The sequence below is a fragment of the Streptomyces kurssanovii genome, assembly GCF_040677245.1.
Taxonomy (GTDB): domain Bacteria; phylum Actinomycetota; class Actinomycetes; order Streptomycetales; family Streptomycetaceae; genus Streptomyces; species Streptomyces kurssanovii.
Window position 1 is genome coordinate 201,590 of sequence record NZ_JBFAQK010000005.1, and the last position, 17,329, is coordinate 218,918.

Consider the following 17,329-nt stretch of genomic DNA (forward strand, 5'->3'; position numbering starts at 1 on the left):
CAGGGACGCGTCACGTTGCCCAGGGGCTCTCGACCGCCCAGACGGTGTCCTCGCGGAAGCGGTCGGGGTTGTCCCATGCGTGGGTGCCGCCGGGGGTGGCGAGCCAGAGCTCGGACCGGTAGTGGCGCAGGTACTGGTCGGGGAAGTTGTAGGAGGCCAGCCGCACGCCTCCGTCGCCGCGCGTCGTGCACCAGGTGGCGTCGGCGCGGAACAGCGCTCCGTCGCCGCCTTCCTTGTAGATGCGGAAGTCGCGGTGGCGGAGGTACTGACCCGGGTAGTTGCGCGACTCGAAGGAGTAGCACTTGTCGTCGGCGAGGCCGGGGACGATCTTCCAGGTGGCGTCGTTCTTCAGCAGGGCGCTGCTGGCGGAGTTGACGACCTCGGTGAAGCCCAGGCCGTCCTGGTGGCGCAGGTACCGGTCGGTGAAGCCGGGAGTGGTGACGCGCAGCGACCGGTTCTGGCCGCTCGGCAGCGTCACGGGAGCCGTCGGGGTCCTGGAGGCATTGATGAGGGCCTGGTTGGCGGCCCTGACGCGTGCCTGGTCGACCTTGACGACCTGACGGTCGTAGGTCAGCAGGCCGTTCACCTCGTTCTCCACGTCGGTGATCTCGGTGTAGACGGAGGCGGAGAGTCCGAGGGGCATCTGAGTCTCGCGCATGGCGTCGATCAGGCCGATGTACCGGTCGTTGAGGTGCGCGAGAGTGGGCTGGTTCTCGTAGGAGAAGCCACCGCCCGGGTACCACTCGTGGCCGGCGACGCGGATGCCGAGCCCGCCGAACTCGCCCAGGACGGCGGCCCTGTTGCCGGACGGGCGGGTGACGCCGGGGCCGACGTAGACGTGGTGGTCGATCACGTCGCCGTTGCCGCCGTCGACCGAGCCGCAGCAGTTGACGCCGCTCATGTTGTCGACGAGGCGGGACGGGTCGTACGCCTTGACCTCGTCGGCGATACGGGCCTGGTCGTACTGGCCCCAGCCCTCGTTCTGGTTGACCCACATCACCAGGGACGGGGAACTGCGGTGCTGGTCGATGACGCGGTCGTACTCGGCCTCCCACTGCACGCGGGCCGCCGTGTCCGGGGTGCGCAGGTCCATGGAGGGCATGTCCTGCCACACCAGCAGTCCGAGTCTGTCGGCCCAGTAGAACCATCGCTGCGGCTCGACCTTGATGTGCTTGCGGACCATGTTGAAGCCGAGGTCCTTGTGCTTCTGCAGATCGAAGCGGAGGGCCTCGTCGGTGGGTGCGGTGTAGATCCCGTCGGGCCAGTACCCCTGGTCGAGGGTGCCGTTGTGGAACACGAACTTGCCGTTGAGGAGCAGGCGCTGCACGCCACCCACGTTTCCGACGGAGACGGAGCGCATGCCGGTGTAGCTCCCGACGGAGTCGACGACCGTGGATCCGCTGAGGAGTTCGGTCCTCACGTCGTACAGGAAGGGGTCCTCCGGGGTCCACAGGCGCGGGTTCGGTATCGGTACGGTGAACTGGGAGCCGACCGGGCCGGTCGCGCTGCCCACAGTGCCGCCGCCGGTGGAGACGGTCACGCGTGCTTGATGACCACCGGCGCCCGCACCGTGCACGGTGACCTTCAGGGTGTTGTTCGTGAGGTTCGGCACCATGTCGAGCCGGGTGATGTGAGCCGGAGCCGTGGGCTCCAGCCACACCGTCTGCCAGATGCCCGAGGCGGCGGTGTAGAAGATGCCGCCGCCGGGCCGGGGAGTGGTCTCCCGGATGCGCTGCTTGCCGACCGCCTGGCTCCCGGTCTCGGTCGGGTCGAAGACGGAGACGACGATCGTGTTCGTACCGCCGTTCAGCAGCGGTGTGATGTCGTAGGAGAAGGCGTCGAAGCCACCGCTGTGGAGCGCTCCCGCCTGCCGGCCGTTGACCCACACCGTCGTACGCCAGTCACTCGCCCCGAAATTGAGCTGCACCCGCCGGCCGTTCCAGCCGGCCGGCACGGTGAAGGCGCGCTTGTACCAGAGCTTGTCGTGCTGGGTGACCTTGCGCTGGATCCCGGAGAGGGCCGACTCCGCGGGGAAGGGCACCCGGATCTGCTCGGGGAACACGGCCGGTTGCCCGGCGTCCGCGCCGGTGACCGCGAAGTCCCAGATCCCGTTGAGGTTGAGCCAGTCGGAGCGGGTCAGTTGCGGACGCGGGTACTCGTTCAGCGGCTTGTCCACGGGGACCTGGTTCGTCCAGGGCGTGGTCATGGGCGCGGGTTTCGGTGTCCAGGCGGCTGCCGAGGCATTCGCTGCCTGTGACGGGCCGCCTGACAGCAGCAGGCCCGCGCACAGCATCAGCGGCGCGGCCAGCAGTGCGGTCACGCGGCGCCACCGCCGGGACGACGAGGACGGCCGTGAGGACGGCCGCGACGAAGGCCACGCGGGCGGCCGTGAGGACGGCCAGGAGGGTAACGACGAACGCATCAGTGCTCCTCTGTCGAGTGTGCGGGGAAACGTCGTCCCGAACGGGCGACGGACGGGTGGAGCAGCGCTGAGGAGCCTCCACTGAGCGGCCGGGGGTCACCCGGCGGGGCACCCTCGCAGGGGTTTTACATCGTTGAAAGGCTGATGTAAAGCCCTTGGGGGATGCGCTTCTTCCTTCCATGGGATTGACATGTCCACTACTCGCCAGGATGCTGCGAGAGCGCTCTCACGATGTGACCCGGCATGGAAGTGCAGGTACATGAGACTCTCCCGCTGTCTTACCGGCGCGGCGGCCTTCGTGCTGGCCGGCGTCCTCGCCGCCGTGATGTCCTTGACGTCCGCCGAGCCTGCCCAAGCCGGTCAGACCGGTCTGCGGGCCGCGGACCCCAGCGTCCTGCGGGTCGGTGGCACCTACATCTCGGTGCAGTCGACCGGCGGCGGCATCGCCGTGCGGCAGGCCCCGTCGACGGCAGGTCTGGCCTCGGCCCCCGCCCAGCAGGTCTGGTCGGACTCCCGCGATCTCGGAGAGGTCTGGGCCCCGGAGATCGTGCGGGACGGCAGCCGCTACTACATCTACTTCGCGGCGGGCCGTGGAGCGGCCCACCGGATGTACGTGATCAGCTCCGCCGCCCCCGACAGCGGATACACCGCGGAGACGAAGCTGGCTCTGCCCGACGACAAGTGGGCCATCGACGGGACGCTGTTCACCTTCGACGGGCAGCGCTGGTTCGTCTGGTCGGGCTGGGCCGGCGACACCAACGTCGAGCAGAACCTCTACATCGCCCGGATGAGCAGCCCCACCACGCCGACCGGCGCACGGCACGTCATCTCGCAGCCGAGGGAGAGCTGGGAGCGGGTGGTCGGCAACCCGTTCATCAACGAGGCCCCTGAGGCGATCAAGGACCCGAACGGCCGGCTGCACATCGTGTACTCGGCCAACGGAAGCTGGAGCGAGCAGTACTGTCTGGCCGACCTGCGGCTGCGGGCCGGTGGCGACCCGACGTACGTATGGGACTGGTACAAGTCGAACGGCTGCCTGTTCGGGTCCGACTCGGCCACGATGATGCGGGGCTGGGACCCGACGCTGCACGTCAACGGCCCCGGCCACCACAGTTTCGTCCTGCTCGACGGTGACATCGACACGAGCCCGCCCGCCGGACCGAGGTTTCCCCTGATGTTCCACGCGGTTCCGAAGGGAACGCCCTACGCGTGGGAGAACCGGTACTGGTACACCGGCACGTTCTGCTGGTGGGGCAACACCACCTACAGCCGCGCGAACGTTCCCGGCCCGAACACCGACACGGGCTGGAGCCTGAAGTTCTTCGAGTAGCCCGAACAGCGCGAGTCGTTCGAGCAGCGGAAGGAGAACGGAGCAGTGGTGCGACGGCCGTGGCCGTCGCACCACACGAGCGGTCGTCACCCAGGGGTCAGGAGGCGGGCCGGTTCCACAGGTCGCACTTGTGGTCCTCGGGGAAGGTCGTCCTCCCCGTGATCGCCTCGGGGGCCAGGGTCTGCACCTTCGGGAAGACGTTCCAGCGCGGTGCGTCCGCGGCGTACGGGACGCCGGTCTTCGCGAAGTTGGTCCAGTAGCCGAGCATCGTGTCCGCCAGGGCGTTCTGCGCCGGGGTACCGGAGACGCTGCCGAAGACGTACCTGATCTCCGAACCGTGCGGAGCGCCGATCGGGAAGCTGATCGGCAGGTTCAGATAGTCCATGGCGTGACGGTCGGCGAACTCGTACTGGTAGGACCGGGTGTGCGCGGCCATCAGGCTCGCCGTCCGCGACTGGAGGCACGCGAACTGGGAGTCCGTGAAGACGGCGCCCAGGGCCTCCGCGGGCGTGCCGTGGTCCGACAGCGGGTAGCGGGCCAGGATCTCGTCCGCCCGTTCGCCGTAGAGCGCCCGGACCGCGACCGGGTAGCCCGCCGCCGTGAGTTGCCTGCCGGCCAGGTCGTACGTCGTCGCAACGGTGAGCCGGCCCTCGTCGGCGGTGGTGCCCTGGAGGACGGGGACCCGGTGGAACCGGCCGCGTTCAAGAGCGTCCGGCACCTGGAGCGGCAGGACCTTGCCGTCGACGTTGGGCGTCCAGCGGGCGGTGGGGCTCAGCGAGGCCCTGAGCACCTCGGCGGCGGGCGTCGTGCGCAGGCAGGCCACGTCGGCGCAGCCGAGGGAGTCCGCCCAGGCCGTGCCGTTCTTCTGCTGCGACTCCTGGGCGGGCAGCGGGAACCCGCAGCCCGACTGGGCGACGGCCCGGTCGAACAGGCCGATCGCGCGGGGCGAGACCAGGTTCTGGCAGACGCTGCCGCCGCCCGCCGACTCGCCGAAGACCGTGACGTTGTCGGGGTCGCCGCCGAAGGCCGCGATGTTCTCCTGCACCCAGCGCAGGGCGGCCTGCTGGTCGAGCAGACCGTAGTTGCCGGACAACCCGTGCGACGACTCCTCGGCCAGTCCGGGGTGGGCCAGGTAACCGAACGCGCCGAGCCGGTAGTTGAAGGTGACGTTGACGACGTCGCCCTTGGCCGCCAGTTTGCTGCCGTCGTAGAACGTCCCGGAGCCGACCGTGAAGCCGCCGCCGTGGATCCACACCATCACCGGCCGCTTCTGGAGCGACCGTTGCGCGGGCGTGTGGACGTTCAGGTACAGGCAGTCCTCGCTGGGCGTGCCGGGCCCCGCGAGATCCCCCCAGGGGCTGGACCCGGCAGCCTGCATACAGGGGTTGCCGGGCGCGGTGGCGTCCCGCACGCCCGGCCAGCGCTCGGGCGCGGCCGGCGGCTTCCACCGCTGGGACCCGACCGGCGGTGCGGCGTACGGGATGCCGAGGTAGGAGTTCGCGGTCTCGCCCGCCTTCCCTCGCACCTGCCCGTACCGCGTGGTGACGGTCGGTCCTTCGGCCGCCGTGGCGGCGGCGGGCACGAAGGCCGTGGCGGTGATCGACAGCACCAGGACGCCGTACAGCGCCCCGACGCGTCGCGAACGTATGCGTCGCCTGCGTGATAATCGCCGGCGACTTCTCGCCAGGCAAAGCGTGAGCAGAGTGAGCGGACCGGACATCGTGCAACCTCCGTGGAGAAGGGGACGGAGAACTCCAGGGGAGTTTCGCCGCACACCGCACCCGCGGGCATCGTGCAAATCACCGGTCTTGACGTCGCCCTGGTACGGGCCGCCCGGTGGGCAACCCTCGCTCCCGAGGCGTCGGTGCAGGTCAGGAGATGAGCGAGCGGCCGGTGGGTGCCAGCCGCAGAGTTCGGGGAGCCGCGGTCTGTTCCCGCTCGATGCCCGGCAGGATCTCGTCCCGCGCGCTGGGAAGGGCCCGTACGGCGGCGAGATGCCGGCGATACGCACTCTCGTCGGGATACGAGGAGAAGACCGCGGCGACGTTCGTCCCCGTGTGGACGGGCAGCGCGGGGAACGTGTTGCGCGCCGTCTCGGTGGTCAGGACGGCGAGTGGCGCGGGTCCCGTCCCGTGGAGCACGGGGAGGAGACCGTCCCGGACGAGTGCGAGGCCGTCGTCTCGTCCCGGAGGGAAGGACCACACGGTGGCGGTCACGAATCGGTCCGGTGCCGGAGCGCCGGCCGGGGGCCGCCGGGACGACGAGACGGTGAAGCCGGTGCCGGCCGACAGCGGGCGCAGCAGGTGGACGTCGTCCGAGTCGACCATCGTGGCGTTCGCCCGCGGACCGTGCTCGGCCCAGACGGGGCCGCCGTAGAAGGCCGTCAGCGCGCGGTGTCGTGCCGCCATGTCCCGGAACCCTCGCAGCCAGACGAAGCGATCCGGATCGTCGAGATCCCGGAACTGGCCGAGCACGGCCATCCCGGTCTCCTCCTGGGTCTCGACGAACTCCCGGTCGAACAGTTCGATGAGCTCCTCGCGCCGGCCGGGACGCAGGGTGTACCGGCGAAGCTCGAGCACGGCGGGACGGCCGACGGCGTCGGCGGGATCGGTGGGACCGGCGGATTCGGTGGGACCGACGGCGCCGGCGGGACCCGTCGGAGCGGCGGATTCGGCGGATTCGGCGGGGTCGGCGGGGTCGATGGGATCGGTGGCAAGCACGGCGGAACTCCTGTTCGCTTCGATCTCCGGGTACGGAGTCGCGGCCCGTCCTCCGGTCGGAGCCGGGCAGGACCGACGGTAGGCATGCCGTGTGCCAGGGGCTGTCAGTGTTTCCGAGGAGAATGCCTCCATGTCTGCCGGACGACTGCTGTCGGTACTGCTGTTGCTGCAATCCCGTGGGCGCATGTCCGCGCGCGCGATCGCCGGCGACCTGGGAGTGTCCGTACGGACCGCCTACCGCGACCTGGCCCGGCTCCAGGCCGCCGGGGTCCCGGTCTACGCGGAGCCCGGCCCCGGGGGCGGATACCAACTGCTGGACGGCTATCGCACCCGTCTCACCGGGATGAGCGAGGGCGAGGCACGCGCGCTGTTCTTCGCCGGACTGCCCGGCCCGGCCGCCGACCTGGGGCTCGCGGCGGAGATGACGACAGTCCGGCTGAAGCTGCTGGCCGCGCTTCCGGCGGGACTGCGGGAGGAGGCGTCGCGGACCGCGGCGGTGTTCCACCTCGACGCTCCCGGCTGGTACCGGGAGCCCGAACGGACGCCGCATCTGCCCCTGTTCGTCGACGCGGTGCTCACCCGGCGTGCGGTGGACGTGCGCTACCGGCGATGGCGCGCGCCGCAGGAGGTGGATCGCCGCCTGCGCCCCTACGGCCTGGTCCTCAAGTCCGGCGTCTGGTACCTCGTGGCCGCCGGGCGGAGTCGGATCGCGACCTATCGGGTCACCCAGGTCCTCGACGCGGCGCTGAGCGACGAGCGGTTCGACCGGCCCGAGGGCTTCGACCTGGCCACGTACTGGGCCGCCTACCTCGCCGACTTCGAGGCCCGCCGCTACACCGGCACGGCAACCATCCGTCTGTCCCCGCGGGGACGCCGGCGCCTGCCCGACAACGTCCCGCCGGAGGTGGTGCAGGCGGTCGACTCCACCGCGACCGCCGCGGACGACGAGGGATGGATCGAGGCGGTCGTACCGACCGAGAGCACCGAGCACGCGTGCGGCGAGCTGCTACGTCTCGGCACGGACGTCGAGGTCGTCGCGCCGGCCGGACTCCGCGAGGCGATGGCCACCACGGTGGGCGCACTCGCCCGCGCCTACGGGGTCGCCCACGGGCGCTGACCGCGCGGCGCTCCCGTCCCGCTTCCCGGCGATCAGAGCTTGCAGACCGGAGGCGCGGTCGGCATCAGAAGGGCCTCCAGAGCCGACACGGAAATGCGCCGGGACCGCTGGACGGTCTCCCGTTTCCGCAGCATTCTCCGGGACAGCACGGCCGCTGCCGCTTTGCCGGACAGGAACGAACCCAGTGAACTCCCGTTCTGCAGGACCACAGGACGGGAGTGGGCCTTCATGATCGGCAGTGCACGCCGCCTCAGTAAGGCGCTCGGGAAGTTCTTGACCACGTTCCACACGTGGTTGCGCTCTATGAGGAACGCCTTGTAGGCCGACGGCGTAGGCGTGCCCGAGCCGTAGTGGTACGCGCGGCAGCCCGGCTCGAAAAGGCAGGTCATACCCATCAGCTGCATCCGGAAGCCCAGGTCGACGTCCTCCAGGTACGCGGTGAAGTCCTCGTCCAGTCCGCCGGCCGCGTCCCATGACGCGCGGCGATAGGCCGCACAGCAACTCGACACGGAGAAGACCGGTGACGGGCTGCCGGGGGTGGACGCCAGTGGTGCGCCCCACAGGAGATTGGACGCACGCCCCCAGAGGTCGACGTGGCTGCCTGCCGAGTCGATCAGCGTCGGGTCGTTCGCCTGGATGATCAGCGAGGCGACGGACCCTGCGTCAGGGTTTCTCTCGAACGTGGAAAGGACGTTCTCGGCCCAATCGCCGGCCAGCCAGGCGTCGTCGTTCAGCGTGGCCACATAGGGCGCGGAGGAAACCGACACGCCGTGGTTCACGGGAGCACAGAAGAAGGAGTTCCGGTGGAGGGTGACGACGCGTAGACGAGCATCGGTGATGTCGCCCAGGATGGACGACGCGACAGCCGGCGGCTGCCCGTTGTTCACCACGATCAGTTCCAGGTCGGGCATGGACTGGGCGAGCACCGACCGGACGGACTTCCGCACCTTGTCCGTGCGGAAAGAGGTCGGGACCACGATGCTGATGCGCGCTGACACAATCATTCCCCCGCTTCGCAGTGTGACTTCGGCCCCCGTCACTCCCGCAGGAAACCCCGCATGGCGTTGTGGATCGCGCCGTTGGTCGCGAGAACGTCCAGTTTTCTCTCCGGAGAATCCCATTGGAGGGCCGCGCCGTCCCAGGAGCTGAGGGCGCCGCCCGCTTCCTGGAGGATGAGACCGGCGGCGGCGACGTCCCACACGCGCAGATCCAACTCGAAGTAGCCGTCGAGCTCCCCGGTGGCGACGGAGACCAGGTCCAGCGCGGCGCTGCCGCGTCGCCTCAGGTCCTGGCACCGGGCGAAGGCGCGTTCCGCGACGGAGAAGATCCTGGGTGCTTTGCTCCGGTCGTAGGGGAGCCCGAACCCGAGCAGGGACTGCTCCAGTTGTGTGTTCGGTGACACCTCGACGGGTTTGTGCGAGGCGTCCCCCTGCCGGGTGCGCGAGAACGCGCCCGCACCGGCCACCGCGTAGTAGCTCTCTCCGGTGAAGGGGTTGTGCACCACGCCGACCCTGGGGATCGCCCCTTCGCACAGGGCGACGGAAACGGCCGCGTGCGGCATGCCGTGCAGGACGTTCGTCGATCCGTCGATGGGGTCGATGACCCAGTTCAGCAGCCCTTCGCCGTGCTTGCCCGACTCTTCGCCGATCACCTGGGAACCGGGAAGGATGTCCGTCAGGCGTTCGATGAGGCTGGTCTCTATGGTCCGGTCGAGCTGGGTGATCACGTCGCCGATGGACGTCTTCGTCTGAACCTGCCGTGGATTCCTGTGGCAGGTGCTGTAGTCAGGGACACGCGAGGCCTCGCTCTCCACGGTCCTGACCACCTCTTCGCAGATGGCGAAGAAATCTTCGCTCCGGGTCATCGTGCTTTCCCCCAGGGGAAGTAAAAGTCGTCGTCGTCGGCGATCCACCAGTAGTAGTCAGGGGCCTTGTGATTCTTGATGGCCACCTTGGTCACCGCGAGCGAGCACGAGTGGATCTGTTCCTTCTGGAACCCCGCTGCGACCAGTTCTGTCCTCAGCATCTCCAGGAAATCACCGGACATGGCGAAGTCGTCGACGATGAGTATGTCGCCCTGACTCTCTATGAGGGCCGACACGGATGCGGGGATCTCGACGATCCACTTCTTGGTCTCGATCCGGAAGGAATCGGAGGTGTACCCGGCGGAGTGGGCCGCTTCCTTCCAGGTCCGTATGCCGACATAGACGGGTGGCTGGTTCGGGAGGTCCGTGACGAGGAGGTTCGCGAAGGTGGCTCCCGTCAGGCCCGGCGTCACGACCGCTGTCGGTGTGAAGTCCGCCCTGATCTTCTGTGAGAGATCGGAGGCCGCGGCCTGCAGGTCGGACCAGTCCAGGCGCTTGCGGATGCTGTTCAAGCGCTCCGCTTTTCGTGCGTAGAAGATGGTGAGGAGCACGCCGGCCAGCCCTACGACCAGGCCGCCCACGGTCATCGCGGAATTCATGTCCGGCACAGGGCTGGCCCCAATCTGTGTGCTTCACGAAGGGCGCGGTGCCACCGATCGGAAGATTTGTGCACAGGGAACTCGGTGAGACATGTCGCGTGAATCTCGCAGAAAGACAGGCGTAGGGTATCTGCGCGCAAAAATCGATCATGGGTGTATGTCCGACACTTTGCGATGTCTTGACGTCCGCCGTGAACCCGTCCTGCGAGTTCCGGCCGCCCTGTCCCTCACGAGGGACGGGAGAAGGGCCGGGCCCGGCGCCGAAGCACCGGGCCCGGCCCTTCCGTTCTGTCCCGGACGGGTCGGTCAGCCGATCTCGATGAGCAGATCGCCCGCCTCGACCTGCTGGATCCTGCCGATCGCGAGACGGCGCACCGTGCCCGAGGCCTGGGCGGTGATCGACGCCTCCATCTTCATCGCCTCGATGGTGGCGACGGTCTGGCCGGCCGACACCGACGCGCCCTCCTCCACCTGGAGCGTGACCACTCCGGCGAACGGTGCCGCGACGTGGCCCTCGTTGCCGCGGTCGGCCTTCTCCGCCGCCTTGACCTCGGTGGCGACGGACTTGTCGCGTACCGACACCGGCCGCAACTGCCCGTTGAGCGTGGCCAGTACGCTGCGGTAGCCGCGCTCGTCGGCGTCGGAGACGGCCTCCAGTTCGATGAGCAGCGTGACGCCCGGCTCGAGTGTGACGGTGTGCTCGGTCTCCGTCTCCAGTCCGTACAGGAAGTCCCGAGTCGGCAGGACGGAGGTGTCGCCGTACGCCTCGCGGTGGGCGTTGAACTCCTTGGTGGGGCCGGGGAAGAGCAGCCGGTTCAAGGTCGCGCGCGGCGACCGCGCCAGGCCCTCGCGGTCCTCGTCCGACAGCTGCGGCGTCTCGGCCTTCGCCGGGCGGCCCTGGAGCGCGCGGGTGCGGAACGGCTCCGGCCAGCCGCCGGGCGGGTCGCCCAGCTCACCGCGCAGGAAGCCGATCACCGAGTCCGGTACGTCGAACTTGCCCGGGTCGGACTCGAAGTCCGACGCCGAGACCCCGGCGCCCACCAGGTGCAGCGCCAGGTCGCCGACCACCTTCGACGACGGCGTCACCTTCACCAGCCGGCCGAGCATGCGGTCGGCCGCGGCGTAGCAGTCCTCGATGAGTTCGAAGCGGTCGCCCAGTCCGAGGGCGATGGCCTGCTGACGCAGGTTGGACAGCTGCCCGCCGGGGATCTCGTGGTGGTAGATCCGGCCGGTGGGCGAGGCGAGACCGGACTCGAAGGGGGCGTACACCTTGCGGGTCGCCTCCCAGTAGGGCTCCAGGTCGCCGACGGCCTGGAGGGACAGGCCGGTCGCACGCTCCGTATGGTCGGTGGCGGCGACCAGCGCGGACAGCGGAGGCTGGCTGGTGGTGCCGGCCATGGAGGCGACCGCGGCGTCGACGGCGTCGACTCCCGCGTCGATGGCGGCGATCAGGGTGCCGAGCTGCCCGCCCGCCGTGTCGTGGGTGTGCAGGTGCACGGGCAGGTCGAACCGTTCGCGCAGCGCGGTGACGAGGGTGCGGGCAGCGGGCGGGCGCAGCAGCCCGGCCATGTCCTTGATGGCGAGGACATGGGCGCCCGCGTCCACGATCTGCTCGGCGAGACGCAGGTAGTAGTCCAGCGTGTAGAGGCTCTCGCGGGGGTCGGAGAGGTCGGCGGTGTAGCAGAGGGCGACCTCGGCGACCGAGGTGCCGGTGGCACGTACGGCGTCGATGGCCGGGCGCATCTGGGACACGTCGTTGAGGGCGTCGAAGATCCGGAAGATGTCCATCCCGGTCTTCGCGGCCTCGGCGACGAACGCCTCGGTGACCTCGGTGGGATAGGGCGTGTAGCCGACGGTGTTGCGTCCGCGCAGCAGCATCTGGGTGCAGATGTTGGGCACGGCCTCCCGGATCTTGGCCAGCCGCTCCCACGGGTCCTCTGCGAGGAAACGCAGCGCCACGTCGTAGGTGGCGCCTCCCCAGCATTCGAGACTCAGCAGCTGCGGTGCGCTGCGGGCGACGTGCGGTGCGACGGCCAGCAGGTCGCGGGTCCGGACCCGCGTCGCCAGCAGCGACTGGTGGGCGTCGCGGAACGTCGTGTCGGTGACGGCGACGGCCGACTGGGCACGCAGTTCGGCGGCGAACGCCTCCGGCCCTAGGGCGGCGAGGCGCTGGCGCGACCCGGCGGGCGGCTCTCCGAGCGGCACGGCGGGCAGCTTGTCCGCCGGGTCGATGACGTCGGGGCGCGGACCGTACGGCTGGTTGACGGTGATCTCGGCGAGGTAGCTGAGCATGCGGCTGCCGCGGTCGGCCGACGGACGCGCCCGCATCAGCTCCGGGTGTTCGTCGATGAAGCTGGTGGTGATGCGGCCGGCCCGGAACGCGGGGTGGTCCAGCACGGCGCCCAGGAAGGGCAGGTTGGTGGCCACGCCGCGGATGCGGAACTCGGCGATGGCACGGCGCGCGCGGCGGGCCGCGTTGGCGAAGTCGTGCCCGTGGCAGGTGAGCTTGACGAGCATCGAGTCGAAGTGGGCGGAGACCTCGGCGCCGGTGTGGACGGTGCCGCCGTCGAGCCGGACACCGGGCCCGCCGGGGGAGCGGTAGGCGGAGATGGTGCCCGTGTCCGGCCGGAAGCCGTTGGCCGGGTCCTCGGTGGTGATGCGGCACTGCAGGGCGGAGCCGTTGAGGACGATGTCGTCCTGTGTGAGGCGCAGTTCGGGCAGCGTCATGCCGGCGGCGATGCGCAGCTGTCCGATGACGAGGTCGCGTCCGGTGACCTGTTCGGTGACGGTGTGCTCGACCTGGATGCGCGGGTTCATCTCGATGAAGACATGGTTGCCGCGCTCGTCGACGAGGAATTCGACGGTGCCCGCGTTCACATAGCCGATGTGGCGTGCGAAGGCGACGGCGTCGGCGCAGATCCGCGCCCGCAGTTCCGGGTCGAGGTTCGGCGCGGGCGCGATCTCGACGACCTTCTGGTGGCGGCGCTGCACCGAGCAGTCCCGCTCGTAGAGGTGGACGACATTGCCCTCGGCGTCGGCGAGGATCTGCACCTCGATGTGGCGGGGGTTGACCACCGCCTGCTCCAGGAAGACCGTCGCGTCACCGAAGGCGGAGCGTGCCTCGCGCATGGCCGCGTCGATGGCCTCGCGCAGTTCCCCGGGCTCGGCGACCCGGCGCATGCCGCGTCCGCCGCCGCCCGCGACGGCCTTGACGAAGACGGGGAAGCCGATGTCCTCGGAGGCGGCGACGAGCGCGTCGACGTCCTCGGACGGTTCGGAGGACTTCAGCACCGGTACGCCCGCCTCCCGTGCGGCCGCGACCGCCCGGGACTTGTTCCCGGTCAGGTGCAGTACCGACGCAGGCGGTCCGACGAAGGCGATACCGGCCTCGGCGCACGCGGCGGCGAGATCGGGGTTCTCCGACAGGAAGCCGTAGCCCGGGTAGATGGCGTCGGCCCCGGCCTTCCGGGCCGCCTTGATCACCTCGTCCACGGAGAGGTAGGCCCGCACGGGGTGGCCGGGCTCACCGATCTGGTACGCCTCGTCGGCCTTGGCCCGGTGTAGGGAGTTGCGGTCCTCGTAGGGGAACACCGCCACTGTGGAGATTCCGAGCTCGAACGCTGCGCGGAACGCGCGGATCGCGATCTCGCCGCGGTTGGCGACCAATACCTTGCCGAACATCAAACTCCCCAGTCGTGTCGCGGGCCGGGCGGCCTCAGGACGGGCGATGTCGCACGGGACGCCGGTGCCGGCATCCGGTGGTCATGTGGGCGGCGACGATGTGCCGGGGGGCCTTGGGCCCGAAGCGCTCGTCACCGTATCGGAGACCTTCCCAGAGATCGCGGACGCAGACGATGGCCTGCGTCACTGCGGGGACCGCCGCTCCTCGGTGATCTGCGACACGTGACCTGGGCCGGGACCGGCCGGGTGCCGGGCGGGGCGGTTCGCCCGTTCGCCGCCGGGGCGCGACGGCCAGGATCCGGGCCCCCGCCGGGGCGGGCGCCCTCACGCGGTGAGGTGGACGGCCGTCGTCCGGCACAGAGATCAGTCCGGGGCGAGCGAATATCTGTGACCGCCGAGTGAGAAATCAGCGCAACGCGCGGTGAGGGTATCTCGTGCAACAGGCGGAAAAGAATTACTTGCAGCGCGGGGTCGATCTCACCGTGCTACTGTCGTTATCAGTTGCAGTTGTGGTTCCCGAAAAATCCAAGTGCCCCGGCGGCCCCTCAGGTCGTTGTGAGCGCTTTTGTGTATCCGGTCATTTCCGGACGGGGTGATCATTGCGGCGACACGGAGACCGCACGGTGTGGACTCCGGGTACTGCCCCTGAAGGAGATTTGACATGGCATCTGGCGTCGTGAAGTGGTTCAACGCGGAAAAGGGCTTCGGCTTCATCGAGCAGGACGGTGGCGGCCCTGACGTGTTCGCCCACTACTCGAACATCGCCGCCCAGGGCTTCCGTGAGCTGCTGGAAGGCCAGAAGGTGAACTTCGACATCGCGCAGGGCCAGAAGGGCCCGACCGCCGAGAACATCGTTCCGGCCTGACGCTTGGCGTGATCGAGCCGGGGCCCGCACCTTGGGGTGCGGGTCCCGGCTCGTTGCAGTTGCGGGGCTCTGCCCCGACACCGCGGCCCGACGTGCCGCGGCCCCTCTCCGGAGATCGCGACTTCTCTCGCGTGGCGGATGTCCCTCCCGCCTCCGGACGAATATTCGGCAGGGACTCATTCCGGCCTTGACGTCCGAATCGATCTGCCCGCCCGGTGACCTGCCGGGGTTTCTCACGAGCGGCCCGATTCGCTTTCGTTTTCGCTTTCTGCCTGGCTCGTTCTCGCGATTCTCCGTGCTGCTCTTCTGCTGCGGTAATTCCTTGATACGTGCCACATCGAGGAAGGTTCCGTATGAACCGCACACGTACCGATGACCGTTATTCCCGCACCCGTAGCGGCGGTGGCTCCGGCCGCGGCAGCCGTTTCGGTTCGCCGGCCCCCACCCGCTCGGGTGGTTCCGGCCGGTCCGGTGGAGGTGGCCGCTCCGGTGGTTACGGCCGCCGGCCCGCCGCGGCACAGGGCGAGTTCGCCCTCCCCGTCACCGTGACCCCCGCCCTGCCCGCCGTCGAGCGGTTCGCCGACCTCGACATGCCCGAGCAGCTGCTCGCGGCGCTGGCTTCCCAGGGCGTCACCGTGCCGTTCCCCATCCAGGGCGCGACGCTCCCCAACACCCTCGCCGGCCGTGACGTGCTCGGCCGCGGCCGCACCGGCTCCGGCAAGACCCTCGCCTTCGGCCTGGCCATGCTGGCCGGTACCGCCGGGAAGCGCGCCGAGCCGCGCCTTCCGCTCGCGCTGGTCCTCGTCCCGACCCGCGAGCTGGCCCAGCAGGTCACCGACGCGCTCACCCCCTACGCCCGGTCGCTGAAGCTGCGGATGGCCACGGTCGTCGGCGGGATGTCGATCGGCAGGCAGGCCGGTGCGCTGCGCAGCGGCGCCGAGGTCGTCGTGGCGACGCCCGGACGGCTGAAGGACCTGATCCAGCGCGGCGACTGCCGACTCGACCAGGTCGCCGTCACCGTCCTCGACGAGGCCGACCAGATGGCCGACATGGGCTTCATGCCCCAGGTCACCGCCCTTCTCGACCAGGTCCGCCCGGACGGTCAGCGGATGCTGTTCTCCGCCACCCTCGACCGCAACGTCGACCTGCTGGTCCGCCGTTACCTGAACGATCCGGTCGTGCACTCCGTCGACCCGTCGGCCGGCGCCGTCACGACGATGGAGCACCACGTGCTGCACGTCGACAGCGCCGACAAGCAGGCCACCACGACGGAGATCGCCGCCCGCGACGGCAGGGTGATCATGTTCCTGGACACCAAGCACGCGGTGGACCGGCTGACGAAGGACCTGCTCAGCTGCGGCGTACGGGCCGCGGGACTGCACGGCGGCAAGTCCCAGCCGCAGCGGAACCGCACGCTGGCGCAGTTCAAGACCGGGCATGTCACCGTCCTCGTCGCCACGAACGTCGCCGCCCGCGGCATCCACGTCGACAACCTCGACCTCGTCGTCAACGTCGACCCGCCGACCGACCCCAAGGACTACCTGCACCGCGGCGGTCGTACCGCCCGGGCCGGCGAGTCCGGCAGCGTCGTCACCCTGGTGACCCCGAACCAGCGCCGCGACATGGCACGCCTCCTGTCGCACGCCGGTGTCCGACCGATGACCACTCAGGTCAGGTCGGGCGGGTCCGAGTTGAACCGCATCACCGGCGCTCAGGCCCCGTCCGGCACGCCGGTCGTCATCACCGCACCGGTGACCGAGCGCCCCGCGCGCAGCGCCGGCTCCCGAGCCCGGCGCAGCCGCTCGTCGCAGGCGCCGCGCCGCGCTCCCCGACGGCAGCCGGCCGTCGGCACGGCGGCCTGAGCCGGCCAGGACGGCATCGATCAAGGTCCTTACCCATCGTCGCAGGAGGCACTCTTGGCACCGGTTCAGCTGAAGCTCCGTCCGGTCGGCACGACGTCCGGCAGCAGGACGGCGGCCGGCCTCGTGGCGGCGGCCGGACCGCAGGTCCGTGGCGACACGACCGTGAAGGTCTGGGGCGACATGACCGTGGAGGTGGCGCTGTCCGTGATGGCCGGCGCCCGCGCCGGGCATCTGCTCATCTGCGACGCGGACGACCAGTGCACCGGATCCGTCACCCTGGCGCAGCTCGTCGCCGTACGCGACAGCGCCGTCCGCACGGATACGGTGCGACTGAGCGATGTCGCCGCTCTCTCCCGTTGAACACCCCTTGCGGACTCCCCTTCCGCCTCCCCACTTCTCCCTGTGAGGTCTCATGCGCTGCGTCATCGCTCGCTTCCCCTTCGATCTGACCAAGAGTGGCGTGCTGGAATCGATGAAGGGCGTCAAGCCCGAGCCGATCACCGGTGACTTCGTGGTCATCGGCCGCCGTCAGTACCCCGTCAAGCAGGTGGGCGCGGTCATCACCCGGCAGGACCGCCGTGACTTCAGCGCGGGCGAGGTCGTCCGGGCGATGACGGGGCTCGGCTTCACCTGCCGGTCACACGTCCAGGCAGCGCCCGTGAGCGTGCTCACCCCGCTCCAGCAGGCGCACGCCTCGCTCGGCAGCACGGTGTCCGGCTGACCTAAGGGCAACCCTCCGGGCCCGACAGGGCACCGGAGAGCAAAGAACGAAGATTCGTCCGCACCTTCTTCGAGGAGTGGCCGGAGCAGATCGAGGGCTCCGAGCTGGGGGACGTCGAGTACGCGCTGACGCGTGAGCAATGGGAACG

13 protein-coding genes are annotated in these 17,329 nt (G+C 69.7%); 6 read left to right on the top strand and 7 right to left on the bottom strand.

The features are described 5' to 3' along the window. Positions 1-10: 10 nt before the first annotated feature. Entirely contained in the window at positions 11-2,293 is a 2,283-nt protein-coding gene (locus AB0K36_RS06765) for an AbfB domain-containing protein (protein WP_364589288.1), read from the bottom strand. 388 nt (positions 2,294-2,681) lie between these two features. On the opposite strand from AB0K36_RS06765, the gene AB0K36_RS06770 reads away from it, so the two are divergent. Then, positions 2,682-3,752 (top strand): glycoside hydrolase family 43 protein, encoded by a 1,071-nt coding sequence (locus AB0K36_RS06770; RefSeq protein WP_364589240.1) that lies wholly within the window; start codon positions 2,682-2,684, stop codon positions 3,750-3,752. Positions 3,753-3,849: 97 nt separating this feature from the next. Here AB0K36_RS06770 and AB0K36_RS06775 read toward each other — a convergent pair whose 3' ends face one another. Next, positions 3,850-5,361, bottom strand: a complete 1,512-nt coding sequence (locus AB0K36_RS06775) for a carboxylesterase/lipase family protein (RefSeq protein WP_364589243.1) — start codon at positions 5,359-5,361, stop codon at positions 3,850-3,852. 262 nt (positions 5,362-5,623) lie between these two features. Beyond that, positions 5,624-6,331 carry an NIPSNAP family protein gene (locus AB0K36_RS06780; RefSeq protein WP_364589291.1) on the bottom strand — a complete coding sequence of 236 codons (708 nt, stop codon included), beginning with the start codon at positions 6,329-6,331 and terminating at the stop codon, positions 5,624-5,626. A 271-nt stretch (positions 6,332-6,602) separates the two neighbouring features. On the opposite strand from AB0K36_RS06780, the gene AB0K36_RS06785 reads away from it, so the two are divergent. After that, positions 6,603-7,589, top strand: coding sequence for a helix-turn-helix transcriptional regulator (locus AB0K36_RS06785; protein ID WP_364589246.1), 987 nt, complete (start codon positions 6,603-6,605; stop codon positions 7,587-7,589). Positions 7,590-7,621: 32 nt separating this feature from the next. Here the strand turns inward: AB0K36_RS06785 and AB0K36_RS06790 are convergent, their stop codons facing one another. From AB0K36_RS06790 to AB0K36_RS06805, 4 genes are all read right to left on the bottom strand, one after another. Further along, the gene (locus AB0K36_RS06790) at positions 7,622-8,593 is read right to left on the bottom strand and encodes a glycosyltransferase family 2 protein (RefSeq protein WP_364589249.1); all 972 of its coding nucleotides are present in this window, start codon (positions 8,591-8,593) and stop codon (positions 7,622-7,624) included. Positions 8,594-8,625: 32 nt separating this feature from the next. Further along, the gene (locus AB0K36_RS06795; RefSeq protein ID WP_364589252.1) at positions 8,626-9,453 is read right to left on the bottom strand and encodes an inositol monophosphatase family protein; all 828 of its coding nucleotides are present in this window, start codon (positions 9,451-9,453) and stop codon (positions 8,626-8,628) included. Next, complete coding sequence (locus AB0K36_RS06800) at positions 9,450-10,052, bottom strand: hypothetical protein (RefSeq protein ID WP_189475784.1); 603 nt, start codon at positions 10,050-10,052, stop codon at positions 9,450-9,452. Before AB0K36_RS06800 ends, AB0K36_RS06795 begins: the two co-directional genes overlap by 4 nt. 306 nt (positions 10,053-10,358) lie before the next feature. Next, entirely contained in the window at positions 10,359-13,733 is a 3,375-nt protein-coding gene (locus tag AB0K36_RS06805) for a pyruvate carboxylase (RefSeq protein WP_364589255.1), read from the bottom strand. A gap of 661 nt (positions 13,734-14,394) precedes the next feature. Here AB0K36_RS06805 and AB0K36_RS06810 point away from each other — a divergent pair. From AB0K36_RS06810 to AB0K36_RS06825, 4 genes are all read left to right on the top strand, one after another. Beyond that, positions 14,395-14,598, top strand: a complete 204-nt coding sequence (locus tag AB0K36_RS06810) for a cold-shock protein (RefSeq protein WP_005310809.1) — start codon at positions 14,395-14,397, stop codon at positions 14,596-14,598. A 353-nt stretch (positions 14,599-14,951) separates the two neighbouring features. Next, a complete protein-coding gene (locus AB0K36_RS06815) occupies positions 14,952-16,460 on the top strand; it encodes a DEAD/DEAH box helicase (protein WP_364589258.1) in 1,509 nt (502 codons plus the stop codon). A 54-nt stretch (positions 16,461-16,514) separates the two neighbouring features. After that, positions 16,515-16,820: a CBS domain-containing protein gene (locus tag AB0K36_RS06820; RefSeq protein WP_364589261.1), complete on the top strand. Its 306-nt coding sequence runs from the start codon at positions 16,515-16,517 to the stop codon at positions 16,818-16,820. Between the two features lie 52 nt (positions 16,821-16,872). Beyond that, complete coding sequence (locus tag AB0K36_RS06825) at positions 16,873-17,181, top strand: SCO5918 family protein (RefSeq protein WP_364589264.1); 309 nt, start codon at positions 16,873-16,875, stop codon at positions 17,179-17,181. Positions 17,182-17,329: the final 148 nt, after the last annotated feature.

Excerpts from the sequence above, each read along its gene's own strand:
- AB0K36_RS06765 (WP_364589288.1), bottom strand. The coding sequence starts at position 2,293 with ATGCTGTGCGCGGGCCTGCTGCTGTCAGGCGGCCCGTCACAGGCAGCG.
- AB0K36_RS06800 (WP_189475784.1), bottom strand. The coding sequence starts at position 10,052 with ATGAATTCCGCGATGACCGTGGGCGGCCTGGTCGTAGGGCTGGCCGGC.
- AB0K36_RS06795 (WP_364589252.1), bottom strand. The coding sequence starts at position 9,453 with ATGACCCGGAGCGAAGATTTCTTCGCCATCTGCGAAGAGGTGGTCAGG.
- AB0K36_RS06805 (WP_364589255.1), bottom strand. The coding sequence starts at position 13,733 with ATGTTCGGCAAGGTATTGGTCGCCAACCGCGGCGAGATCGCGATCCGC.
- AB0K36_RS06810 (WP_005310809.1), top strand. The coding sequence starts at position 14,395 with ATGGCATCTGGCGTCGTGAAGTGGTTCAACGCGGAAAAGGGCTTCGGC.
- AB0K36_RS06825 (WP_364589264.1), top strand. The coding sequence starts at position 16,873 with ATGCGCTGCGTCATCGCTCGCTTCCCCTTCGATCTGACCAAGAGTGGC.
- AB0K36_RS06785 (WP_364589246.1), top strand. The coding sequence starts at position 6,603 with ATGTCTGCCGGACGACTGCTGTCGGTACTGCTGTTGCTGCAATCCCGT.
- AB0K36_RS06790 (WP_364589249.1), bottom strand. The coding sequence starts at position 8,593 with ATGATTGTGTCAGCGCGCATCAGCATCGTGGTCCCGACCTCTTTCCGC.
- AB0K36_RS06815 (WP_364589258.1), top strand. The coding sequence starts at position 14,952 with ATGAACCGCACACGTACCGATGACCGTTATTCCCGCACCCGTAGCGGC.
- AB0K36_RS06770 (WP_364589240.1), top strand. The coding sequence starts at position 2,682 with ATGAGACTCTCCCGCTGTCTTACCGGCGCGGCGGCCTTCGTGCTGGCC.